Origin of the sequence: Neisseria sp. P0022.S009, assembly GCF_051956675.1 — a bacterium.
Taxonomy (GTDB): Bacteria; Pseudomonadota; Gammaproteobacteria; order Burkholderiales; family Neisseriaceae; genus Neisseria.
This window is the reverse complement of record NZ_JBQCXE010000006.1, coordinates 14,338-38,916: the sequence shown is the minus strand read 5'-3', so window position 1 is coordinate 38,916 and position 24,579 is coordinate 14,338. Positions and strand designations below refer to the sequence as shown.

General features: G+C 47.6%; 18 protein-coding genes, 4 tRNA genes and 2 pseudogenes. 1 reads left to right on the top strand and 23 read right to left on the bottom strand.

Annotation, left to right across the window (positions count from 1 at the left end; translation table 11 throughout):
- Positions 1-3 precede the first annotated feature (3 nt).
- The 17 genes from rpsG to rsmD all read right to left on the bottom strand — a co-directional run bounded on the left by rpsG (position 4) and on the right by rsmD (position 15,880).
- Positions 4-474, bottom strand: a complete 471-nt coding sequence (gene rpsG / locus ACTHUG_RS08815; protein ID WP_002240962.1) for a 30S ribosomal protein S7 — start codon at positions 472-474, stop codon at positions 4-6.
- Positions 475-591: 117 nt separating this feature from the next.
- The gene (gene rpsL / locus ACTHUG_RS08810; protein ID WP_002218431.1) at positions 592-963 is read right to left on the bottom strand and encodes a 30S ribosomal protein S12; all 372 of its coding nucleotides are present in this window, start codon (positions 961-963) and stop codon (positions 592-594) included.
- 252 nt (positions 964-1,215) lie between these two features.
- On the bottom strand, positions 1,216-5,391 hold the full coding sequence (gene rpoC, locus ACTHUG_RS08805) for a DNA-directed RNA polymerase subunit beta' (RefSeq protein WP_440386595.1): 4,176 nt from the start codon (positions 5,389-5,391) through the stop codon (positions 1,216-1,218).
- Positions 5,392-5,546: 155 nt separating this feature from the next.
- Positions 5,547-9,725, bottom strand: a complete 4,179-nt coding sequence (rpoB, locus tag ACTHUG_RS08800) for a DNA-directed RNA polymerase subunit beta (RefSeq protein WP_440386596.1) — start codon at positions 9,723-9,725, stop codon at positions 5,547-5,549.
- Between the two features lie 189 nt (positions 9,726-9,914).
- Entirely contained in the window at positions 9,915-10,286 is a 372-nt protein-coding gene (gene rplL, locus ACTHUG_RS08795; RefSeq protein WP_003677916.1) for a 50S ribosomal protein L7/L12, read from the bottom strand.
- A 57-nt stretch (positions 10,287-10,343) separates the two neighbouring features.
- Positions 10,344-10,844: a 50S ribosomal protein L10 gene (gene rplJ, locus ACTHUG_RS08790; RefSeq protein WP_003680699.1), complete on the bottom strand. Its 501-nt coding sequence runs from the start codon at positions 10,842-10,844 to the stop codon at positions 10,344-10,346.
- Positions 10,845-11,067: 223 nt separating this feature from the next.
- Positions 11,068-11,763 (bottom strand): 50S ribosomal protein L1, encoded by a 696-nt coding sequence (gene rplA, locus ACTHUG_RS08785; protein WP_440386597.1) that lies wholly within the window; start codon positions 11,761-11,763, stop codon positions 11,068-11,070.
- The gene (gene rplK, locus ACTHUG_RS08780) at positions 11,763-12,197 is read right to left on the bottom strand and encodes a 50S ribosomal protein L11 (RefSeq protein ID WP_002220151.1); all 435 of its coding nucleotides are present in this window, start codon (positions 12,195-12,197) and stop codon (positions 11,763-11,765) included. The genes rplA and rplK overlap by 1 nt, the downstream gene beginning before the upstream one ends.
- A gap of 105 nt (positions 12,198-12,302) precedes the next feature.
- Positions 12,303-12,836 carry a transcription termination/antitermination protein NusG gene (gene nusG, locus ACTHUG_RS08775; RefSeq protein ID WP_003749258.1) on the bottom strand — a complete coding sequence of 178 codons (534 nt, stop codon included), beginning with the start codon at positions 12,834-12,836 and terminating at the stop codon, positions 12,303-12,305.
- A 2-nt stretch (positions 12,837-12,838) separates the two neighbouring features.
- Positions 12,839-13,114 (bottom strand): preprotein translocase subunit SecE, encoded by a 276-nt coding sequence (gene secE, locus ACTHUG_RS08770; RefSeq protein WP_003749256.1) that lies wholly within the window; start codon positions 13,112-13,114, stop codon positions 12,839-12,841.
- A gap of 133 nt (positions 13,115-13,247) precedes the next feature.
- Positions 13,248-13,323, bottom strand: a tRNA-Trp gene (locus ACTHUG_RS08765).
- Between the two features lie 6 nt (positions 13,324-13,329).
- Positions 13,330-14,514 (bottom strand): elongation factor Tu, encoded by a 1,185-nt coding sequence (gene tuf, locus ACTHUG_RS08760; RefSeq protein ID WP_003684779.1) that lies wholly within the window; start codon positions 14,512-14,514, stop codon positions 13,330-13,332.
- 48 nt (positions 14,515-14,562) lie between these two features.
- Positions 14,563-14,637, bottom strand: a tRNA-Thr gene (locus ACTHUG_RS08755).
- A 9-nt stretch (positions 14,638-14,646) separates the two neighbouring features.
- Positions 14,647-14,720, bottom strand: a tRNA-Gly gene (locus ACTHUG_RS08750).
- Between the two features lie 31 nt (positions 14,721-14,751).
- Positions 14,752-14,835: transfer RNA gene (locus tag ACTHUG_RS08745), tRNA-Tyr, on the bottom strand.
- A 98-nt stretch (positions 14,836-14,933) separates the two neighbouring features.
- Entirely contained in the window at positions 14,934-15,185 is a 252-nt protein-coding gene (locus ACTHUG_RS08740; RefSeq protein WP_003679513.1) for a YfhL family 4Fe-4S dicluster ferredoxin, read from the bottom strand.
- Positions 15,186-15,307: 122 nt separating this feature from the next.
- A complete protein-coding gene (rsmD, locus tag ACTHUG_RS08735) occupies positions 15,308-15,880 on the bottom strand; it encodes a 16S rRNA (guanine(966)-N(2))-methyltransferase RsmD (protein ID WP_440386598.1) in 573 nt (190 codons plus the stop codon).
- A gap of 257 nt (positions 15,881-16,137) precedes the next feature.
- On the opposite strand from rsmD, the gene ACTHUG_RS08730 reads away from it, so the two are divergent.
- Complete coding sequence (locus ACTHUG_RS08730) at positions 16,138-16,833, top strand: hypothetical protein (protein ID WP_440386610.1); 696 nt, start codon at positions 16,138-16,140, stop codon at positions 16,831-16,833.
- A 73-nt stretch (positions 16,834-16,906) separates the two neighbouring features.
- Here the strand turns inward: ACTHUG_RS08730 and topA are convergent, their stop codons facing one another.
- The 6 genes and pseudogenes from topA to ACTHUG_RS08700 form a co-directional block, all read right to left on the bottom strand.
- Positions 16,907-19,213: a type I DNA topoisomerase gene (gene topA, locus ACTHUG_RS08725; RefSeq protein ID WP_440386599.1), complete on the bottom strand. Its 2,307-nt coding sequence runs from the start codon at positions 19,211-19,213 to the stop codon at positions 16,907-16,909.
- Between the two features lie 73 nt (positions 19,214-19,286).
- Entirely contained in the window at positions 19,287-19,742 is a 456-nt protein-coding gene (locus ACTHUG_RS08720; protein WP_003749244.1) for a DUF494 family protein, read from the bottom strand.
- A 24-nt stretch (positions 19,743-19,766) separates the two neighbouring features.
- A pseudogene (locus ACTHUG_RS08715) lies at positions 19,767-19,967 on the bottom strand (DNA-processing protein DprA); the annotation flags it as partial.
- Positions 19,968-20,026: 59 nt separating this feature from the next.
- Positions 20,027-20,957 (bottom strand): annotated as a pseudogene (gene dprA / locus ACTHUG_RS08710) (DNA-processing protein DprA); the annotation flags it as partial.
- Between the two features lie 234 nt (positions 20,958-21,191).
- Positions 21,192-22,466, bottom strand: a complete 1,275-nt coding sequence (locus tag ACTHUG_RS08705) for a sigma-54-dependent transcriptional regulator (RefSeq protein WP_440386600.1) — start codon at positions 22,464-22,466, stop codon at positions 21,192-21,194.
- Positions 22,453-24,579 (bottom strand): ATP-binding protein, encoded by a 2,127-nt coding sequence (locus tag ACTHUG_RS08700; RefSeq protein ID WP_440386601.1) that lies wholly within the window; start codon positions 24,577-24,579, stop codon positions 22,453-22,455. Before ACTHUG_RS08700 ends, ACTHUG_RS08705 begins: the two co-directional genes overlap by 14 nt.

Sequence of the window (24,579 nt, the reverse complement as noted above, 5' to 3'; positions counted from 1 at the left end):
ATATTAGAAACGGAAGTGAGAGAATGCTTTGTTAGCTTCAGCCATGCGGTGTACTTCTTCACGTTTTTTCAACGCACCGCCACGACCTTCAGCCGCATCAATCAATTCACCTGCCAAACGCAGGTCCATAGATTTCTCACCACGTTTACGGGCCGCATCGCGAACCCAGCGCATTGCCAAGGCCAGACGACGTGAAGGACGAACTTCAACAGGAACTTGGTAGTTTGCACCACCTACACGGCGGCTTTTCACTTCCACGATAGGTTTGGCGTTTGCAATGGCTTCGTTAAATACTTCGATTGCTACTTTGCCGGTTTTTTTCTCAATTTGCTCCAGAGCACCGTAAACGATACGCTCTGCAACAGATTTTTTACCGTCAATCATCAATACGTTCATGAATTTAGTCAGCTCAACGCTACCGAATTTTGGATCTGGCAGTACGTCGCGCTTAGGGACTTCTCTACGTCTTGGCATTTTAATTTCCTTTAGTCTATTCAGTTGGGTCTATTCCCATGAATACCCAATTAAGTATTCACTTACTCGGCCGTTGTTCAGCTTAGGCGGCCGACGTGCCTATTTGAGTCCCGATAATTATTTAGGACGCTTAGCACCGTATTTAGAACGGGCTTGTTTACGGTCTTTAACACCTGCAGTATCCAAAGAACCGCGTACAGTGTGGTAACGTACACCTGGCAAGTCTTTTACACGACCGCCGCGGATCAATACGACGCTGTGCTCTTGCAGGTTATGACCTTCACCACCGATGTATGAAATGACTTCAAAACCGTTGGTCAGGCGAACTTTACATACTTTACGCAATGCAGAGTTAGGTTTTTTAGGGGTAGTTGTGTATACACGGGTGCATACGCCGCGTTTTTGCGGGCAAGCTTCCAGTGCAGGCACTTTGTTTACGTACACGGGCTTTTGACGGCCTTTGCGTACCAATTGGTTAATAGTTGGCATATTTTCTCGTCCTGTTGAGTTAAATACTTGCCGACACCATGTCGACAAGATTGGAATTATATTTTTATTGCAAGGGTTTAGTCAAGCAAATGACTGATAAAGTTTAGTGTTTTTCTATTTATCTTTAAAATTTTGGAAGCAATGGCCGTCTGAAAGATTCAGACGGCCTCGCTCTCTACCCTATCTAAGCCCTCTATAAAATAAAACCGCAAGACTGGCTTGCGGTTTTATTTTCACGAAAATCCTTCCGGATTATTCGTCTGAAGCTTCAATTTCAGAAGCTTCTTGATCGGCTTGCTGCCATTGTTGGTGACGGCTGCGGTGGTAAGTCAAACCTGTACCGGCAGGAATCAATCGACCAACAATCACGTTCTCTTTCAAACCGCGCAGCTCGTCTTGTTTGCCCATGATAGCGGCCTCGGTCAAGACGCGGGTTGTTTCTTGGAACGATGCAGCAGAAATGAAGCTGTCGGTAGACAAGGAAGCTTTGGTAATACCCAACAACACATTTTCATAACGTGCCGGCTCTTTGCCTTCAGCGATGGCTTTCTCATTGGCAAGCATCACATCGCTACGCTCGACTTGTTCGCCGGTAATAAACTCTGTATCACCAGCATCCACAATGTTCACACGGCGCAACATTTGGCGGATGATGACTTCGATGTGTTTATCGGAAATCTTCACACCTTGCAGGCGGTAAACCTCTTGTACCTCTTGAACAATGTAGCGAGCCAATGCTTCAATACCTTGCAGACGCAGAATGTCGTGCGGATCTACGGCACCGTCCACGATGGTTTCACCGCGGTTGACCACTTGACCGTCGTGTACCAAAATCTGTTTCTCTTTAGAAATCAGCGTTTCGTATGCTACACCGTCTACGTCGGTAATAATCAGACGCTGTTTACCTTTGGTTTCTTTACCGAAGGAAACGGTACCGGTAATTTCAGCCAACATGCCGGCATCTTTCGGCACGCGTGCTTCAAACAACTCAGCAACGCGCGGCAGACCACCGGTAATATCGCGGGTTTTAGAAGACGCTTGAGGAATACGCGCCAACACATCACCCTTACCGACTTCCTGACCTTCACGGACAGTAATCACTGCACCAACCGGGAACGCCATAGAAACCGGCGTAGTCGTACCTGGGATACAGATTTCCAAACCGTTTTCATCCAACAATTTGACAGTCGGACGCAACAGTTTAGAAGCACCGGAGGAGCGACGTTTGCCGTCGATGACCACCAAAGTGGACAAACCGGTTACATCGTCGGTCTGTTTCGCAACGGTTACACCCTCTTCTACGTTTTCGAATTTCACCAAACCTGCATGTTCGGTAATCATCGGACGGGTATGCGGATCCCAAGTTGCCAAAGTTTGACCGGCTTTAATGGCTTCGCCGTCTTGTACCAACAGGATTGCACCGTAAGGTACTTTGTGGCGTTCACGTTCACGGCCGATTTCATCGTGAATCACAACTTCACAAGAGCGGCCAATGACAACCAATTCGCCTTTGTTGTTGGCAACGTAACGCATTTGGCTGCTGAAACGAGCTGTACCGTTGGATTTAGCTTCCACTTGGCTGGCAGCAGCCGCGCGGGATGCCGCACCACCGATGTGGAACGTACGCATGGTCAGCTGAGTACCTGGTTCACCAATAGATTGTGCAGCAATGACACCTACAGCCTCACCGGCATTAACCAGTTTACCGCGTGCCAAGTCGCGACCGTAACAGTGTGCACACAAGCCATGGCGGGTTTTACAAGTAATCGGGGTACGGACTTTGACTTCATCGACACCGGATTGGTCAATCATATCCACCAGTTTTTCAGTCAACAACGTACCGGCTTCAACTAAGGTCTCGCCACTTGATGGATCAACAACGTCAGACGCGGTAACACGACCCAAAATACGATCGCGCAATGCTTCAATCACATCACCACCTTGTACGACCGCCTTCATAACAAAGCCATCTGAAGTACCGCAATCGTCTTCAACAACGACCAAGTCTTGAGTTACGTCTACTAGACGACGGGTCAGGTAACCAGAGTTTGCCGTTTTCAACGCGGTATCCGCCAAACCTTTACGCGCACCGTGGGTCGCAATAAAGTATTGCAATACGGTCAAACCTTCGCGGAAGTTAGAGGTAATAGGCGTTTCAATAATGGAGCCGTCAGGTTTTGCCATCAAACCACGCATACCGGACAACTGTTTAATCTGAGCCGCAGAACCACGGGCACCAGAGTCGGCCATCATGTAAATAGAGTTGAAGGACTCTTGATCAACTTCGTTGCCGTCACGGTCGATGACTTTTTGTTTGGACAGATTATCCATCATCGCTTTAGCGATCTTATCGCCGGCACGACCCCAAATATCGACTACTTTGTTGTAACGTTCGCCATTGGTTACCAAACCTTGACGGTATTGATCTTCGATTTCTTTAACTTCGGCATTAGCCTCGGCCAGCAAGGCTGCTTTTTCTTTCGGAATTTCCATATCGTCAACCGCAATGGAAATACCACCTTTAGCCGCAAAACCGAAACCGGTATACATCAGGTGGTCGGCGAAAATAACTGTTTCACGCAGGCCGCACAGACGGAATGATGCGTTAATCAGTTTAGAAATTTCTTTTTTCTTCAGCGCTTTGTTGATGTACTCGAACGGCAGGCCTTTAGGCAAGATTTCGCTCAACAATGCACGGCCGACTGTTGTTTCGTAACGGTTAACGACAGGCTCAAACTCACCTGCTTCGTTTTTCACCCATTCGCGCAGACGTACGGTAATTTTCGTACCCAGTTCAACCTGTTTGGTATGGTATGCACGATGCACTTCTTTCACATCAGCAAACAGGCTGCCTTCGCCTTTAGCATTGATACGGTCGCGGGTCATGTAGTACAGACCCAATACGATATCTTGAGAAGGTACGATGATTGGTTCGCCATTGGCTGGAGACAATACGTTATTTGAAGCCAGCATCAGCGTGCGCGCTTCCATTTGTGCTTCCAAGCTCAATGGAACGTGCACGGCCATTTGGTCACCGTCAAAGTCGGCGTTAAATGCGGCACATACCAACGGATGCAACTGAATCGCTTTACCTTCGATCAGGATAGGTTCGAACGCTTGAATACCCAAACGGTGCAGGGTTGGCGCACGGTTCAGCATAATCGGATGTTCGCGGATCACTTCTTCCAAGATGTCCCATACTTCCGGTACTTCTTGTTCTACCAATTTTTTCGCTGCTTTAACGGTAGAAGCCAAACCTTGTTTTTCCAGTTTATGGAAAATGAACGGTTTGAACAGTTCCAAAGCCATTTTCTTCGGCAGACCGCATTGGTGCAGACGCAGGTATGGGCCTACGGTAATCACGGAACGACCGGAGTAGTCCACACGTTTACCCAGCAGGTTTTGACGGAAGCGGCCGCCTTTACCTTTAATCATGTCGGCCAATGATTTCAGCGGACGTTTGTTGGCACCGGTCATAGCTTTACCGCGACGGCCGTTATCCAACAGAGAGTCAACTGCTTCTTGCAACATACGTTTTTCGTTGCGGACGATGATGTCAGGCGCATGCAGTTCCAACAGACGTTTCAGACGGTTGTTACGGTTGATGACGCGACGGTATAAATCGTTCAAATCGGAAGTGGCAAAACGACCGCCATCCAATGGAACCAAAGGACGCAAATCAGGTGGCAATACCGGCAGCACATCCATAATCATCCACTCCAGTTTCATACCGGAACGATGGAAGGCTTCCAACACTTTCAAGCGTTTGGCAATTTTTTTGATTTTGGTGTCAGAACCGGTAGATTCCAGCTCTTGACGCAGGATCTCGATCTCGCCGGCAATATCCAAGGTGCGCAGCAATTCGCGGATACCTTCCGCACCCATTTTGGCATCAAAGTCGTCGCCATATTCGTCCAGCTTGTTGTAGTAATCGTCTTCAGTCAGCAATTGACGGCGTTGCAACGGAGTCATGCCGGGATCGGTCACCACGAATGCTTCAAAGTACAATACACGTTCGATATCACGCAACGTCATGTCCAATACCATACCCAGGCGGGAAGGCAGGGATTTTAAGAACCAAATGTGGGCAACAGGTGCTGCCAATTCGATATGGCCCATGCGTTCGCGGCGCACTTTGGACAGGGTAACTTCTACGCCACATTTTTCACAGGTTACGCCTTTAAATTTCAAGCGTTTGTACTTACCGCACAAACATTCATAGTCTTTAACCGGGCCAAAGATTTTGGCGCAGAACAAACCGTCGCGCTCTGGTTTGAACGTACGGTAGTTGATGGTTTCAGGTTTTTTAACTTCGCCATAAGACCATGAGCGGATGGTTTCGGGAGAGGCAATACCGATTTTGATGGCATCAAACTCTTCTTCCATGCCGGCGGTTTGCAACGGATTAAATAAGTTCAACAAATTCATTTTTGCTCCTTGAAGGAAGTATTTTTACCGCGTGGCGGATTTTCGATATTGGAAACGGTACTTTTGATTTCAGACGGCCTAAATGCCGATTGCTTTATTCTTATTCTGAAACCGCTTTTTCAGACGACCTTAAAAGGCCGTCTGAAAACTTCTGTTTAGTAGCGTTCCAAATCGATATCCAAGCCCAGTGAGCGAATCTCTTTAACCAATACGTTGAAGGATTCAGGCATACCGGCATCGATTTTGTGTTCGCCTTTGACGATGTTTTCGTACATTTTGGTACGACCGTTCACGTCGTCCGACTTCACTGTCAGCATCTCTTGCAACGTGTATGCTGCACCGTATGCTTCCAGCGCCCAAACCTCCATCTCACCGAAACGTTGGCCACCGAACTGGGCTTTACCGCCCAGAGGTTGTTGGGTAACCAGACTGTACGGACCGGTAGAACGGGCATGCATTTTTTCATCAACCAAGTGGTGCAGTTTCAGATAGTGCATCACACCAACTGTTACCTTGCGGTCAAATGGTTCGCCAGAGCGTCCGTCATACAGCGTGATTTGGGTTTTGCTGTCGTTAAAGCCCAATTTTTCAACTTCTGGATCGTCACTTGGATAAGCCAAGTTCAACATTTCGCGGATTTCAGACTCTTTCGCACCGTCAAACACTGGGGATGCGAAAGATGCGCCTTTACGCAAGTTAGAAGCCAATTCGATGATTTCTTCATCTGTCAGGCTGTCTAAATCTTCTTTCTTACCGCTGCTGTTATAGAGTTTGTTCAAGAACTCGCGCAGCTCGCTGGCTTTGCGTTGCTCTTTCAGCATACGGTCGATACGCTCGCCGATACCTTTTGCCGCCCAACCCAAGTGAACTTCTAAAATCTGACCGATGTTCATACGGGAAGGTACGCCCAACGGGTTCAATACGATGTCCACCGGACGTCCGTCAGCCATGTAAGGCATGTCTTCCACCGGCAGAATGCGTGATACCACACCTTTGTTACCGTGGCGACCCGCCATTTTGTCACCGGCTTGCAGACGGCGTTTGATGGCGATAAATACTTTCACCATTTTTTGTACGCCCGGTTGCAGCTCGTCGCCTTGAGTCAGTTTTTTCTTCTTAATCTCATACAACTCGTCCGCTTCTTCGCGTTTTTGTTGCAGGCTCAATTTAATTAGTTCCAACTGTTTGGCCAAATCTTCGTCAGCCAAACGGATGTCAAACCAATCATGTTTACTGGACAGGCTTGCCAGATATTCGGTAGTAATTTCGCTGCCTTTAGCCAGCTTCATCGGGCCACCATTAGCTTTTTGGCCGACAATCATGCGCTCAATACGGTCAAATGCGTCGTTATCGAAAATACGCAACTGGTCGCTCAAGTCTTGACGGTAACGTTTCAGCTCAGAATCAATAATGGATTGAGCACGTTTGTCGCGTTGGATACCTTCACGGGTAAAGACTTGAACGTCGATAACCGTACCGCTCATGCCGGTAGGCATACGCAATGAAGTATCTTTTACGTCAGACGCTTTTTCACCGAAGATGGCACGCAGCAGTTTTTCTTCAGGAGTCAGTTGAGTTTCGCCTTTAGGCGTTACTTTACCCACCAAGACGTCACCGGCCTCTACTTCCGCACCGATGTAAACAATACCGGATTCATCCAAACGGTTTTGCATACGCTCGGACAAGTTCGGAATATCGCGGGTAATGTCTTCCGCACCCAGCTTGGTATCGCGGGCAACAACGTTCAATTCCTCAATGTGAATCGAAGTATAGCGGTCGTCTGCAGCTACTTTTTCAGAAATCAGAATCGAGTCTTCGTAGTTGTAACCGTTCCACGGCATAAAGGCGATGGTCATGTTTTGACCTAGAGCCAATTCACCCAAATCGGTGGATGCACCGTCAGCAATCAAATCACCGCGTTGCAAAACATCGCCTGCTTTGACAGCCGGACGTTGGTTGATGTTGGTAGATTGGTTGGAACGGGTAAATTTAACCAGGTTGTAAATATCGACACCCACTTCACCGGCAGTCGCCTCATCGTCATGGACACGAATCACAACACGGTTGGCATCAACATACTCAACCACACCGCCGCGCCGGGCAACGATTGCAGTAGCAGAGTCAACGGCAACAGAACGCTCAATACCAGTACCAACCATCGGTTTTTCAGGACACAGGCACGGTACGGCCTGACGTTGCATGTTGGCACCCATCAATGCACGGTTCGCATCATCGTGTTCCAAGAACGGAATCAGGGATGCCGCTACGGATACCACTTGACCGGTTGCCACGTCCATATATTGTACACGGTCAGGCGTTGCCATAATGGTTTCGCCTTTTTCACGACAAGTAACTAAATCGCCAATCAAATTGCCGTCTTTGTCCAAATCAGCATTCGCCTGTGCAATCACATAGCGACCTTCTTCGATGGCAGACAAGTAATCGATTTCTTCAGTTACCTTACCATTAACAACGCGACGGTAAGGTGTTTCCAAGAAGCCATAATCATTGGTGCGCGCATAAACGGACAATGAGTTGATCAAACCAATGTTCGGACCTTCAGGTGTTTCAATAGGACATACACGGCCATAGTGGGTCGGATGTACGTCTCGCACCTCAAAGCCTGCACGTTCGCGAGTCAAACCACCCGGGCCCAACGCAGATACACGGCGTTTATGGGTTACTTCAGACAATGGGTTGGTCTGATCCATAAACTGGCTCAATTGGCTAGAACCGAAGAATTCTTTAATCGCAGCAGAAACAGGTTTCGCATTAATCAGGTCATGCGGCATCAAGTTCTCAGATTCCGCTTGATTCAAACGTTCTTTAACGGCACGTTCTACACGAGCCAAACCACTGCGGAATTGGTTTTCTGTCAACTCGCCTACGGAACGAACGCGACGGTTGCCCAAATGGTCAATATCATCTACTTCGCCATGACCATTACGCAATTCAACCAATGTGGCAATGGAAACTACAATGTCTTCTACGCTCAGAACGTAACCGCCTTTTTCAGCTGCGCCGGCCAAAGTCTCATTCAACAGACGGCCATACCAAGAGTTTTGTTGTGCTTCAGACAATTTTTGCTCGTATGTGCGCGTATTGAATTTCATACGGCCTACACGAGACAAGTCATAGCTGTCTTCACTGAAGAACAAACGGTTGAAGAGCTGCTCGACAGCTTCTTCGGTAGGTGGTTCGCCAGGACGCATCATGCGGTAAATTGCCACACGCGCAGCTTGTTGGTCGGCTGTTTCATCTGTACGCAGAGTGCTGGAAATATAACCGCCTTGGTCCAATTCATTGATATACAGGGTAGTAATTTCTTTTACGCCGTTAATATCAAGTTTGGCCAACAGCTCTTCTGTGATTTCATCGTTAGCAGAAGCCAATACTTCGCCAGTTTCCGGATCAATCAGATCAGTAGCCAATGCTTTACCCAACAGGCTTTCTGGTTCCACATCCAGTCGAGTCAAGCCTGCATTGGTAATATCACGGATATTTTTCGCAGTAATACGTTTACCTTTGGCAACCAATACATTGCCTTCTTTATCTAAGATATCAACTTTGGCAGTTTCGCCTTTCAGACGGCTTGCAACCAGATCTGTTTGAACACCGTTTGAAGACAAATAGAAAGTTTCTTTGTCATAGAAAATATCCAAGATTTGTTCATTGTTGTAGCCCAAAGCTTTCAACAAAATTGTAACCGGCATTTTACGGCGACGGTCGATACGGAAATACAACAAATCTTTTGGATCAAATTCGAAATCCAACCATGAACCACGGTAAGGAATAATACGAGCAGAGAACAACAGCTTACCGGAGGAATGAGTTTTACCACGGTCATGCTCAAAGAACACACCTGGAGAACGGTGCAACTGGGAAACAATTACACGCTCTGTACCATTGATGACAAAAGAGCCACTTGGTGTCATCAACGGAATTTCGCCCATATATACTTCGTTTTCACGAATTTCTTTTACAGTCGGTTTAGACGCTTCTTTATCCAAAATCACCAAACGGATACGTGCACGCAATGGAGCCGCATAAGTAATACCGCGCAATTGACATTCAGGAATATCGAACAAAGGTTCGCCCAATGTGTAATGCACAAACTCCAATCGTGCATAACCATTATGGCTCACAATCGGGAAAATAGAATTGAATGCTGCTTGCAGACCATCATCAGTACGTTGGTCAAAAGCGTTTTCCAGCTGCAAAAATTTCGCATAAGAATCAATTTGGGTTGCCAGCAGGAAAGGAACATCCAAGACATTCTCTCGCTTTGCAAAACTCTTACGGATACGTTTTTTCTCGGTAAACGAATAGCTCATATACACTCCGAAAAGCAATTTTAAATAATAGGCCGTCTGAAACAACGACATGCATTAACTTAATATTTACATTTATTTGCAACGATTTTATAAAAACTATGCAAATAAATGTAAACAATGCCTGATACTTATTTTAAGAAGCAAAATAAGGCTGGCAGAAAACTGCCAGCCTTCACAGGAAGCATCAAATTATTTGATTTCGACTTTAGCGCCGGCTTCTTCCAGTTGTTTTTGGATGTCTTCAGCTTCAGCTTTAGAAACACCTTCTTTCAGAGTTTTAGGTGCACCGTCAACGATGTCTTTAGCTTCTTTCAGACCCAAGCCAGTGATAGCGCGGACAACTTTAATCACGCCAACTTTTTGATCACCAGCAGAAGCCAATACTACGTCAAATTCAGTTTTTTCTTCAGCAGCAGCTGCACCAGCACCTGCAGGACCTGCAACTGCAACAGCAGCAGCAGAAACACCAAATTTCTCTTCAAAAGCTTTAACCAGGTCGTTCAATTCCATTACGGTCAAAGAACCAACGGCTTCCAAAATGTCTTCTTTAGTAATAGCCATGCTATTTTACTCCAAATATTGTATTAAAAAATAATTGATTAAATGAAACAAAATCGATTAAGCGGCTTCTTCGCCGGCTTTTTTCTCTGCCAAAGCAGCCAAACCACGTGCAAAGCCTGATACAGGAGCTTGCATAACGAACAACAGTTTGGACAACAGTTCTTCGCGGCTTGGAATAGAAGCCAACTCAGCAACCTGAGCAGGATTCATCACTTCGCCATTGTAAGAACCGGCTTTAACGATGATTTTGTCATCTTTTTTCGCGAATTGGTGCAGCACTTTAGCAGCAGCAACAGCATCTTCAGAAGCAGCGTAAACCAATGGACCAACCATTTGATCGGCCAAACCTGCGAATGAAGTACCCTCTACTGCGCGACGAGCCAGAGTATTTTTCAGAACGCGCAAGTAAACGCCTTCTTTACGTGCATTCGCACGAAGCTCAGTCATGCTGGAAACACTGATACCGCGATATTCAGCGACTACGAGAGTTTGAGCGTTAGCAATAGCTGCGCTAATTTCCTCTACGGCCACTTTCTTGGTTTCAATATTGAGACTCAAGGTCTACCTCCCACTGTTTATAAACAGGATACCGAAATGATATCCCACCAGCGCGGTAACCTAAAAAGACATCTTACAAGCAATCTTGCAATGTGTTTCAGGACTACCGTCTGCGTAGGGCAGTTACGATTAAATCTCACGATCCCTACGGTCTTGGACATCTACTTAATTTTAAGTAGCCCAAATTCAGGCAATCCAGAAAGCCGGATCACCTGAAAATTTCTTAGTTGTTCACGCTTGCGGTATCAACGCGAACACCCAAACCCATAGTGCTGGATACAGCAACTTTTTTCAGGTACTGACCTTTAGCAGCGGCAGGTTTGGCTTTAACGATAGCATCCAGCAACGCATTGAAGTTTTCTTTCAAGTCAGCTTCAGCGAAAGAAGCACGACCGATAGTTGCATGAACGATACCGGCTTTATCTGTACGGTATTGTACTTGACCTGCTTTTGCATTTTTAACTGCTTCAGCAACGTTAGGAGTAACAGTACCTACTTTAGGGTTTGGCATCAGACCACGAGGGCCCAAGATAGTACCCAATTGACCAACGATACGCATTGCATCAGGAGAAGCAATAACAACGTCAAAGTTCAGATTGCCTGCTTTGATTTCAGCAGCCAAATCTTCGAAGCCGACGATATCTGCACCGGCCTCTTTAGCAGCTTCTGCATTTACACCTTGTGTAAATACAGCTACGCGAGTTGTTTTACCGGTACCTTTAGGCAGAACGACTGAACCACGGATAACTTGGTCAGATTTACGAGGATCAACGCCCAAGTTGAAAGATACGTCAACAGACTCGTCAAATTTAGCGGTAGCAGCTTTTTTAACCAAAGCAATTGCTTCGTCGATTGCGTACAGTTTGTTAGCTTCAACAGAAGAGCGAAGAGCTTTCAAGCGTTTAGATACTTTAGCCATTATACAACACCCTCCACGTCCAAGCCCATTGAGCGAGCAGAACCTGCGATAGTACGGACAGCCGCATCCAAGTCAGCAGCAGTCAAATCAGGCTCTTTAGTTTTAGCAATTTCTTCCAACTGAGCACGGGTCAATTTACCCACTTTATTGGTCAGAGGATTAGAACTACCTTTTTGCAGACCAGCAGCTTTTTTCAACAAGATAGAAGCTGGTGGAGTTTTCATCACAAATGTGAATGATTTGTCTGCAAATGCAGTAATCACGACTGGAATTGGCAAACCAGGTTCCATACCTTGGGTTGCAGCATTAAATGCTTTACAGAATTCCATGATGTTCAAACCACGTTGACCCAAAGCTGGACCAACTGGGGGAGATGGATTGGCTTTACCTGCAGGAATTTGCAGTTTAATGTAGCCGATAATTTTCTTTGCCACTTAAAGGACTCCTAAAAACGGGTATAACGCGGAACCATTCCGCTTCCCAAACAGAATTCGCGATTATATCCGCTTAAAAAAAATTTTTCAAGCGAATTAAAACACTTAAATCTTTTCAACCTGACCGAACTCTAATTCCACCGGTGTTTCGCGACCAAAAATCTGAACTGAAACACGCAGTCTATTACGTTCGTAATTAACTTCATCAACAATACCGTTAAAATCAGCAAATGGGCCTTCGTTTACTCGAACTTGCTGACCAACTTCAAACTCAACTTTTGGTTTTGGCTTCTCAACACCTGTCTTAGCTTGTTGCAAAATAGCATCCGCATCTTTTTGAGAAATTGGGATCGGGCGATTTCCACTACCGCCTACAAAACCATTTACTCGAGGAGTGCTCTTAACCAAATGCCACGAGTCATCAGTCATTTCCATTTCGACCAATACATAGCCTGGATAGAATTTACGCTCACTGATGGTTTTTCGACCATTCTTGATATCTACTACTTCCTCGACGGGCACAAGAATCTGACCGAAATAATCTTCCATGTTTTCACGAGCAATACGCTCTTTCAATGTTTTTTGGACATTTTTTTCAAAACCGGAATAGGCCTGCACCACATACCAACGCTTTGACATCTTTACCCTTTCCTATTTAATAAAACATCAAAAAACAACCATGAAATAATTGTATCTGCCACATAAATGAAGGCTGCCAAAATCGCAACAAAGATAATTACAAATACAGTCATTTTGACCGCTTCATCCCGACTCGGCCAAACCACCTTCTTGAACTCGGTCCAAGAGCTCTTAAAATATGCAAACAGACCTTCTTTCTTTTCAGGAGCTGGCTTACTACTTACCACCACTTCCTTTTTCTGATGGCCTTCTTTGTGACCAGACGAATGTTCTGTCATCTTTACTCACTTATCAATGCCCCACCCACCATCCATTTTAGATAGCAGCATTGATCCATATAATTAATTCTAGATAATCTTAAAACTTAAGTACAAAAAAATTAACCGGCACAAGGCCGGTTAATTTTTTATTTGGCAGGCCAAGAGGGTCTCGAACCCCCAACCCTCGGTTTTGGAGACCGATACTCTACCAATTGAGCTATTGGCCTCTAAACTTAAGCGATGATAGAAGAAACCACACCTGCACCTACGGTACGGCCACCTTCGCGAATCGCAAAGCGCAGACCTTCTTCCATAGCGATAGGTGCAATCAGTTCTACAGTAATGGTTACGTTCTCACCCGGCATTACCATTTCTACGCCTTCTTCCAAAGTAACTGCACCAGTTACGTCGGTAGTACGGAAGTAGAATTGTGGACGGTAGTTAGCGAAGAATGGAGTGTGACGGCCACCCTCTTCTTTGCTCAGTACGTATACTTCTGCTTTGAACTTGGTGTGAGGAGTGATGGTACCCGGTTTGGCCAATACTTGACCACGCTCTACGTCTTCACGTTTAGTACCACGCAGCAATACGCCTACGTTGTCACCTGCTTGACCTTCGTCCAGCAGTTTGCGGAACATTTCAACACCGGTACAAGTGGTTTTTTGGGTTTCTTTCAGACCTACGATTTCGATCTCGTCACCAACGTGGATGATACCGCGCTCTACACGACCGGTTACTACTGTACCACGGCCAGAGATAGAGAATACGTCTTCGATAGGCAACAAGAAAGGTTTGTCCACAGCACGCTCAGGTGTTGGGATGTAGCTGTCCAAAGCAGCAGCCAGTTCGAAGATTTTTTCTTCGTAAGCAGCATCACCTTCCAAAGCTTTCAATGCAGAACCTTGTACGATTGGGCAATCGTCGCCTGGGAAGTCGTAGCTTGACAGCAGGTCACGGATTTCCATTTCAACCAGTTCCAACAGCTCGGCATCGTCAACCATGTCGCATTTATTCATGAACACGATGATGTAAGGTACGCCTACTTGACGAGCCAACAGAATGTGTTCGCGAGTTTGCGGCATAGGACCGTCGGCTGCGGAACATACCAAGATAGCGCCGTCCATTTGGGCAGCACCGGTAATCATGTTTTTAACGTAGTCGGCGTGACCCGGGCAGTCTACGTGTGCGTAGTGGCGGGTTTCGGTTTCGTATTCTACGTGAGAGGTATTAATGGTAATACCGCGGGCTTTTTCTTCAGGAGCGTTATCGATTTGGTCGTAAGCTTTTGCAGCGCCACCGAATTTTTTAGCCAAAATAGTAGTCAATGCAGCAGTCAGAGTGGTTTTACCATGGTCAACGTGACCGATAGTACCAACGTTTACGTGCGGTTTGCTACGTTCAAATTTTTCCTTAGCCATGGCAATATCCTATAATCTAAGCTTTTGAAAGAAAGGGTAATAATGAGATGGTGCCCATGGGCAGATTTGAACTGCCGACCTCTCCCTTACCAAGGGAGTGCTCTACCCCTGAGCTACATGGGCGAAATTGTTTGGAGCGGGTGAAGGGAATCGAACCCTCACCGTAAGCTTGGAAGGCTTCTGCTCTACCATTGAGCTACACCCGCATACTCACTATTTGCTCCAAGTAAGAATTTTTGGTGGAGGGAGAAGGATTCGAACCTTCGAAGCTCACGCAACAGATTTACAGTCTGCCCCCTTTGACCGCTCGGGAATCCCTCCAAAAGAGAACGCTAGTTTATTTGCAACTCAGATTTCCGTCAAGATTTTTTTTCACTTATTTCTTTAAAAATATCCAAGTTTTTGCTTTTAAACATTATTTACTTAAACTGAATGATTTTTTCGTACTTGGCCATCAGTTCTTCGTGCGTCTCAGGATGTTCTTCATCGATCAAGATACAGTCGACAGGACATACCTGTTGACACTGCGGCTCATCGTAATGACCTACACATTGCGTACACAAATTTGGATTGATTTCGTAAATTTCTTCACCTTGCGAAATGGCATCATTAGGGCATTCCGGTTCGCACACATCGCAGTTAATGCACTCATCTGTAATAAAGAGCGACATTTCTATTTCCTTTTTTCTTAAATTATCAAAACCGATTGGGCGCGGATTATAGCACAAATGATGTCGGAACAATCTGTTTGAAAGAATGTTTTACACCTTGGGAATGATTCTCAAATTCCATACTATTCAGCAACTTGCGAATAGAGCAACAATTCAAACTTGCTCATTCCCGCCTTTCCTTCCCGATAAATTTCCAGCCAATCCGGTTTTTCAGGCAGATTCCCTGCTTCAATATAGACCATTGCCCCATTTTTCAAGTGGCTTTGCAATCGGATAAACAGATTTTGCCAATCTTCCCATGCAAAAGGCGGATCAAGAAACACGACATCAAATTTTTCAGACGGCCTTGTCAAATAAGCCATGCCGTCTGAACACACGATTTCCACCTGCCTCAAGCCTAATTCACGAACATTTTTCTGAAGTGTTTGCACGGTTTGGCGGTGGTTATCGACCATTACCACTTTTGCCGCATGACGAGAAGCAGCCTCCATTCCCAAAGCACCACTACCGCTGAATAAATCCAATACTGTTTTGCCGGTTAAATCCTGACCTAACCAGTTAAACAGTTTTTCACGCACGCTGTCAGGTGTCGGACGCAAACCATCTGCGGACAGAAAAGTTAACTTTCGTCCCCTACATTGCCCGCCAATGATGCGTACTTGATTGGTGTGTTTGGAATGTTTGTTATTTGCCATAATTTTTTAAAAGATGCCAAGTTTTCAGACGGCCTCAATTATATAGTGAAACTGCTATCAAACCGTATTTCGATCTCTGCTTTTAGAGACAAAAGGTCGTCTGAAAATTTTTCAGACGACCTTTTCAGTTTGAATTTGACGACATGAAATACTGAACTATGTTTCACCGTGAAGTGCGTTTTAAACTTAAACTAGATAAATTACATTTACTTATTTATAATGAGTATTTCTCTGTGAAATGTTTATATAAGGTTATTATCATGTCAGACCTGAATCTCAGTAACAGTATATTCCAAGGTTACAACGACAAACATGGTTTAATGATTTGTGGGTATGAGTGGGGTTGGAGTAAAGCCGATGAGGCTGCTTATGTAGCAGGTGAATACAAACTCCCTGAAAACAAAATCGACCATACATTTGCAAATAAATCCCTCTATTATGGTGAGCAGGCAAAAAAGTGGCGTTACGACAATACAATAAAAAATTGGTTTGAAATGTGGGGACACCCCTTAGACGAAAATGGATTGGGCGGTGCATTTGAAAAATCCCTGGTTCAAACCAACTGGGCAGCTACTCAGGGCAACAAAATCGACAATCCAAACAAATTTCTCCAGCCCGAACACGTCGATAATTTTCTCTACCACATTGAGAAACTACGTCCTAAATTGATTCTCTTCATGGGAAGCAACCTGACAAATTATCTTAATCGCGCAAATGTATTGCCGCGCTTCGAGCAGCTTGTCGGAAAACAAACTCAACCGCTACGAGTAGTACAAAAAGATTTTAGCGGTACACGTTTCAAAATCAGATTCCAATCGTTTGAAAATTGCGAAGTCGTCTGCCTGCCCCACCCTAGTGCCAGCCGCGGTCTATCTTACGATTACATAGCCTTATTTGAACCAGAAATGAACCGTATTTTATCGGACTTTAAAACGACATGCGGATTCAAATAAAATAATCACAGAAAAGCAAAGGTCGTCTGAAATTTTTTCAGACGACCTTTTCTCTTTAAACCAACCTACTTCATCATTCTTTCGGTGCAGGCGGTTCTATCTGTTCTTTCCAGCCGCATTCTTTTTGCGGGCAGACTTTTTCCACGCCCCAGCGTTTGGTGGTTTTGATGGTTAAAACCGGCCAATGGCAGTTCGGACACTCTTCGGCGACGGGTGGGTTCCATGTGGCGTAGTTGCAGTCGGGATAGGTACTGCAACTGTAAAACAGTTTGCCGTAGCGGGATTTGCGCTCGACGAGGTTACCTTTTTTACATTGCGGGCATTGGACGCCGGTATCTTTCGGTTTTTCCAGCGGCTCGACGTGTTTGCATTTGGGGTAGTTGGCGCAGCCGATGAATTTGCTGCCGGTACGGCTGTATTTGTACACTAGGCGACCGCCGCATTTAGGGCATTCGCGTCCGTCAAGTTCGGCTTGTTCAGCCTCGGCTTTGGCAATACGTTCAGCAGCTTCTTCGGCGGTTTCGTTGACATTGCGCGTGTAGCTGCACTCGGGATAACCGGCACACGCAACGAAGCGGCCCATTTTGCCGAATTTGATTTGCAGTTTGTGTTCGCCGCATTTGGGGCAGGTTTCGTCGAGTTCCTGCGTGGTAAATTTGGCGCGTTCGATACCCTCTTTTTCTTCCACTTGCTTGATAAACGGCTTCCAGAATTTATCCATCACGGGAATCCATTGGCGTTTGCCGTTGGCAATTTCGTCAAGCTGGTCTTCGAGTTTGGCGGTGAAGTGGTAATCGACATATTGGGCGAAGTGTTCGGTCAGGAATTTATTGACGATGTCGCCTGTGTCGGTGGGCATGAAGCGTTTTTGCTCAAGGGTAACGTATTCACGGTCTTTGAGCGTGGAAATAATGCTGGCGTAGGTGGAGGGGCGGCCAATGCCGTATTCTTCGAGGGCTTTAACCAGTGTGGCTTCGTTATAGCGCGGCGGCGGAGTGGTAAAGTGTTGTTCGCCGTAAAGTTTGTCCACAGGCAGTTTATCACCTTCGCTCATTTCGGGCAGTTTTTTGCTGTCTTCGCCTTCTTCGTCGTCGCTGCTTTCTTCATAAACGCTCAAGAAGCCTGCGAAGGTTTGCACTTGTCCGGTTACGCGGAATACGCCTTTGCCGACGGTAATATCGACGGTGGTTTGGTCGAATTTGGCGGGCGTCATCTGACAGGCGACGGTGCGCTGCCAAATCATTTGATAGAGTTTGAACTGGTCTGCGCTCAGGAAGGGTTTGACGCTTTCGGGCGTGCGGTATACGGAAGTCGGACGGATCGCTTCGTGGGCTTCTTGGGCGTTTTTGGATTTGGTTTTGTACTGCTTGGCCGAGCTTGGCAGATATTCTTTGCCGATTTTGTTTTCGATGTAATGACGGATTTCGGTTAACGCTTCATCAGCCAAATTCACGCTGTCGGTACGCATATAGGTAATCAGACCGATGGCGCCCTGCCCTACGTCTATACCTTCGTAAAGCTGCTGGGCGGTACGCATAGTGCGGTCGGTGGTGAAGCCGAGTTTGCGCACGGCATCTTGCTGCATGGTAGATGTAGTGAACGGTGCGGCAGGGTTGCGGCTGCGCTTTTTCTTTTCGATGGCGGTAACGACGGCCTCTTTGCCTTCGAGTTCTTTCAACACGTCGGCTTGAGCGGCTTCGTTCGGCAGGTCGAATTGTTCGAGTTTCGCGCCGTTGTATTGGGCGAGTTTGGCGGTGAATTTGCTGCGGCCTTTGTGGCTGTCGAGATGTACCGTCCAATATTCCTGCGCTTCAAACGCACGGATTTCGTTTTCGCGCTCACAAATCAGGCGCAGGGCAGGACTTTGTACACGGCCTGCGCTCAAACCGCGGCGGATCTTTTTCCACAACAACGGCGAGAGGTTGAAACCGACCAAATAGTCCAAAGCGCGGCGGGCTTGTTGCGCATCGACCAAGTCCATTTCGATTTCGCGCGGATGGGCGACGGCATCAAGCACGGCGTTTTTGGTGATTTCATGGAACACGACACGCTGCGGTTTGATGTTTTTCAGGCCGCGTTTGGATTTGAGGATTTCCAAAAGATGCCAGGAAATGGCTTCGCCTTCCCTATCCGGGTCGGTTGCGAGGTAGATGTTTTCGGCTTCTTTGGCACCGGCGACGATGGCATCGACGTGTTTGCTGTTTCGGCTGATCAGCTGGTACTTCATGGCAAAGCCGTTGTCGGGATCGACTGCTCCGCTTTTGGGTACCAAGTCGCGGACATGACCGTAAGACGCTAAGATTTCAAAATCACCGCCCAGATATTTCTTCAGGGTTTTGGCTTTGGACGGAGATTCGACGATTAATAGGTTTTTCGCCATTGTTGTTCTCTTTTGGATGTATTGGGTTTATGTTTCAGACGGCCTTTATGATTGAGGCCGTCTGAAAAAAGGTTTAGTGCATCACGTTTTGTCCGGTCAACGCACTCATCAAGTCGTCGCCTATCAGGACGGGCAACTCGCTCTTGTGCATCCACAACACCAGCAATACCAACACTTTGGCGGTATCGAGGGTGATTTCGTCCGATGGAATGTGCATCAGGGCGTGAATGACGATTTCGCGCTGCTCGTAAGTAATTGCGTGCTCGGCAACCAGATACTGCATCAAGCCCATGACTTCCTGCGGCAGGTTTTCAGCTTCCTCACGGCAGAATACGCGCAGGGAATCGCTGTTAAACGGCTCGGCATAGAATTCGGACGTATTGAACAAGACTTCCATCATCATCAATGTATTGCCGATTTCCGTAGCGTCAAAACCTGCATCTTCCAGCAGGCGACCCAAATCTTCCGGAGGCGGACAGTTGTCGAAATCTTGGAAGTGTTCGATTAAATAGGCAATGACTTCGGTCATGCTGGTTCCTTAAATATAGATAATTTATGCTTTGATGCGCTGGTAACGGCCGCCCGGCAAAGCAGCAACGATACCGTCGAGTTCGTATTCCAAAAGCTGTGCGTACACGTCTGCCGCTGCCGTATTGGTTTGTTGCGCCAAAATATCGGGGTGTATTGGGTCGTAACCCATTGCTTCCAATAAAGCGCTTGTCGATGGGGCGGCAGATAGGTTTTCAGACGGCCTTTGCGGTTCATCCGCTATTGCTTTGGGTTGCAGACGTTTGATTTGGTCGTTTTTGGGTTTTACCGTCTTATTTATAGAATATGATGGAACAGGCGTATTTTGCAATAGCTGCGGACACTCATGGAGAATATCGTCCAGACATTCCACCAATTTTGCTCCGTCTTTAATCAGCTTGTGGCAGCCTTTGCTGTGCGGATTGTCTATCGAACCAGGCACCGCCATCACTTCGCGCCCCATCTCCGCCGCCAGCTTGGCAGTAATCAATGAGCCGGATTCCAATGCCGCCTCAACCACCAATGTCAGCTGTGACAACGCGGCAATCAAACGGTTGCGGCGAGGAAAATTGCCTGCAAACGGGCGCGTGTCCAAAGGAAACTCGCTGACAATCAATCCTTTTTCAGCAATTTCATAAGCAAGGTTTTTATTGGATGGCGGGTAAATGCGGTCTATACCGGTTCCCCAGACGGCGATGGTACCGCCATCTGCCTGCAATGCGCCCTGATGGGCGGCAGTATCGATACCTGAAGCCATACCCGATACGACAGGAATGCCTTTTTCACTCAACGCCCTGCCGAAATCTTTGGCAATCCGCATGGCCTGCGGCGTGGCATGGCGGCTGCCGACAATCGCGGCAGAAGGCGTGTGCAACAACTCTGCATTGCCGCGTAAAAACAAAACCGGCGGCGCGGTAATGCCTTGTGTTAGCATTTCAGGGAAATCATCATCTTGCAGCAGCAACAAACGGCAACCGTCCTGCATTTCCCATTGTAAAGCGGCTTCGGCAGACTGCTGCGCCAAAGCCCGTTTGTCCGCATTGCGCCATGACTCGGCCGCCTGTTTATGGCGTACCAGGGCGGCAATTTTGTCTGCCGGCGCATTCAAGGCAGCTTGTGCGCTACCGAATTGCTGCAACAGTACCAAAAAACTTTCTGCGCCGATATAGGGCGTAAATGCCAGTTGCAACCAAGCAAAACGCTCGTTTTCCGTCATCAATCTGTTCCCTTTTTGTAATGGTTTTCAGACGGCCTGAAGCAAATTAAGGCCGTCTGAAAATTTTATTGGTATAAAACTTTTGTCAGACCAAAATGTAAAACAACAATGCCGGGCCATATCATTATTTTTTATCAAATATTGCTTATCCAAGCAAACCGTCAAATGACGATGCCGTCTGAAAAACCTGATGGCTTTCAGACGGCCTCTTTTGTGTTTGAACCGATATTGCGCTTATTCTTCGGATTTGTCGGCGCTGCGACGCGATACGCTGATACCGAGTTGTTTGAGCTTGCGGTAAAGGTGCGTACGCTCCAAACCGACCTTTTGCGCCACGCGACTCATATTTTGGCCTTCTTGGGCGATGTGGTACTCAAAGTAGCGGCGCTCGACTTCTTCCCTCAATTCGCGCAAAGGCATATTGAAATTGAAGCCGCCGATGATTTCTGTCGCCGTCGCGTTTTCCTTCTGACCCAAAGCCACGGCAACGGCCTGCTCGTCCACTTCTTTGCCGTCCGATTCCAACATGATGTTTTTCACCGTTTCGGCAAGCTGGTCGTAATTGCCCGGCCAATCGTATTGGCGCAAAACCACCAACGCGCTATCACTGAATTTTACCGGCTGGATTTTTTGACTTTCGGCCAAATCGGTCATGATGCGGTTGATTAAAAAGACGATATCGTCCGGCTGGCTGCGCAAAGAAGGAATATTGATGCGCTCTTTCAACAGCTCCGCCAGTCGGCCGGCAACGACGTCATCGGCGCTCTCGCCGCGCTTAAAGCCGCATGAAGCAATCACACGGACATTGTAGCGGTCGGCTTTCTCCAGCAAGAAAGCAATGCCGTTTTGGATGTTTTTGCTGTAACGGGCAATATCGCCGACATACAAAATACCGCCCGATGCTTTTTGCAACAGCTCCATCGGCGTATCGACAATGTGTTCGACACGTTCGGTTGCCACCCAAGGCGTACCGCTTTTGTGCAGATAGCGGGCGACAATCTCAAACGGCGAGCCTGCCTCACCGGCCAACAGCAGCGGGCGGTTGTGTTTGGCGGCCGCTTCAATGCTGCCGTTCATTTCTTGAATGACGGGGCTGTTGCCCAGTTTGTCCAAAGTCATGCCGGAGGCCGTCTGAACTTCGCCATGTTTCAAGGCGCGTTCTACTGCGGACAAGAGTTTTTGCAGGGCAATCGGTTTTTCCAGAAAATCGAGCGCGCCGATTTTGGTGGCTTCAACCGCAGTGTCAATGCTGGCATGGCCGCTCATCATGACCACAGGCATATTGAGTTGGCCGTTTTTCGCCCATTCTTTCAACAAAGTGATGCCGTCGCAATCGGGCATCCAAATGTCCAGCAACACCATGGCCGGACGCGTTTGATAACGCAATTGGCGCGCTTCTTCGGCATTTTCGGCCAAAGTAACGGTATAGCCTTCGTCTTGAAGGATTTCGGAGAGCAGGTCGCGGATGCCTACTTCATCATCTACAATCAAAATATCACTGCTTCGCATAAGTTTCTGCCATTTTCGGTAAAGCTATTTTGACGCACGCGCCGCCACTGTTCTGATTGCTCAGGCTGATGCGGCCGCCATGCTCCTCGATAATTTTTTTCACAACGGGCAAACCCAGCCCCGTTCCTGTCGGTTTGTCGGTAACGTACGGCTCAAAAGCATTGTGCAGCATTTCTTTGCTGAAACTTTTGCCATTGTTGCAGACGGTCAGGAAAACCTGTCCACCTTCGCGTCCTGTTTCGATGTTTACTTGCGGCGCTTCGTCCGACTCCGCCGCTTCTGCGGCATTCTTAAATAGGTTATGCAACACTTGGCGCATGGCCGTCGTATCGGCGGCAATCGGCAAGGTGTCAGCGCTGAGCCGTGCATTAAATTTGCACGCGCCGGCCTCATATAATACCAATACTTCCGACACCAAACCGTTTAAATCTTGTTTTTCTAAATTCAGCGACGGCGCACGCGCATAATTGCGGAACGCTTCGACCATTTCTTTCAGCGCGGCAACCTGCTTGACGATGGTATCGGTTGAACGGCTGAGGATTTGGGCATCTTGCTCGTCAAGTTTATCATGCAATTTCCATGCCAATCTCTCGGCGGAAAGCTGGATGGGCGTAAGCGGATTGCGGATTTCGTGTGCCAAACGTTTCGCCACTTCGCCCCATGCGGCCTCTTTTTGCGCGCGTATCAAGATGGTAATGTCGTCAATCACCATCACCACGCCGTTATCGTTGTCTTCCGGCAGGATGGTGGCTTTGCCCAACAAGATTCGGGCATCGTCGGGCGCGGCATATTCGACTTGGACGGGTTTGTCGCTGTCGGCGGTTTCATGGATGGCGGCAAACACATCGGCCAACAGGGTTTGCTGCGGCGATTTGCCGTGCCATTGATGCCAGTTGCTGCCCCACAAAGACACCAGCGAAACGCCCAAAATCTGTTCGGCGGCCTTGTTAAAGGTTTTCAGACGGCCGTCGGCATCCAAAGTAATCACGCCTGTGGTCAAACTTTCCAACACGCATTCCAAATAATGGCGGGCGGCTTCTTCGCGCAAACGGTTGCGCTCGTCCGCCTCTTTGGCAATCGCCAATTGCTCGGTCATGTGGTTGAACAATTGGGTCAAACGGCCGAACTCGTCATTGCGGAATACCGGCCGGGTCTGGCTGAAGTCGCCCTGAGCCACCGCCCGCGCGCCCTCTGCCAACGACAACACCGGTGCCACAAAACGGCGGGCAAAATACAAAGCCATCACCAGCGCCAAAAAGATGGCCAACAATGTCGCGACCAACAGCGTGGACAGGAAAAAGGTTTGCAGGCCTTTTTTGGTATAACTCAGCTCGGCGTATTTGGCGCGGGCCGCTTCAATCAACGTCGCATCTTGGGCAACATCTTTCGGAATCGGCTGGCGGAAAAACAATGCATAATCCTGATTTTTATGCGTACCGATCAGCATCCAGCCTTGAGCATACAGCACGCCGCCGATGTTTTCCAAACTACGTACCGAGCCGGTCTGTTCCAGCTGCTCCCATCCTTCTTTGTTAAGCTCAGGTTGATTTAGTTTCAGGGGATTGATGCTTTTCTCGGCTTTATGGGTGGTCGCGTTGTAAAGCGCCAGCTGGGCAAATTCGGAAGTAGGCGCGGATTGGGTCAGCGTCTGCCCCAAGTCGCCGTCCAGCGAAGCGGCGCTGATTAAGTCGATTTGCACCGGCGTAGCGTTGCTGACAGCGTTGTCCACCGCCAAGTTCAGCGCGGATTTACTCAAGTTTAAGCTGCGCTCCAATGCCTCATGGGTATCGTTGCCAAACCAAGAATTAATCGTACCGTTAATAAACTGGGCGGAAATACCGAACAAAAACACGCCCGGCAATACGGCAACCAAAGTAAACATCCCTGACAGCCGACGCGCAATCTGCGAACCGAACACGCTTTTGCTGTTGTCACGCATCAAAAGCACGACATAGCGCACCAACACCGCCGCCAACACCAGCAACAGCAAGCCGCACAAGGCAACAATCCACCAGAAATAATCGGACAATACGTTGCTGCTGCCCGTTGCAACAGTCAGACCGTACAACAAAACTACGGCGAATACAGCGGCAATCAGGAGAAAGCGGCGCAT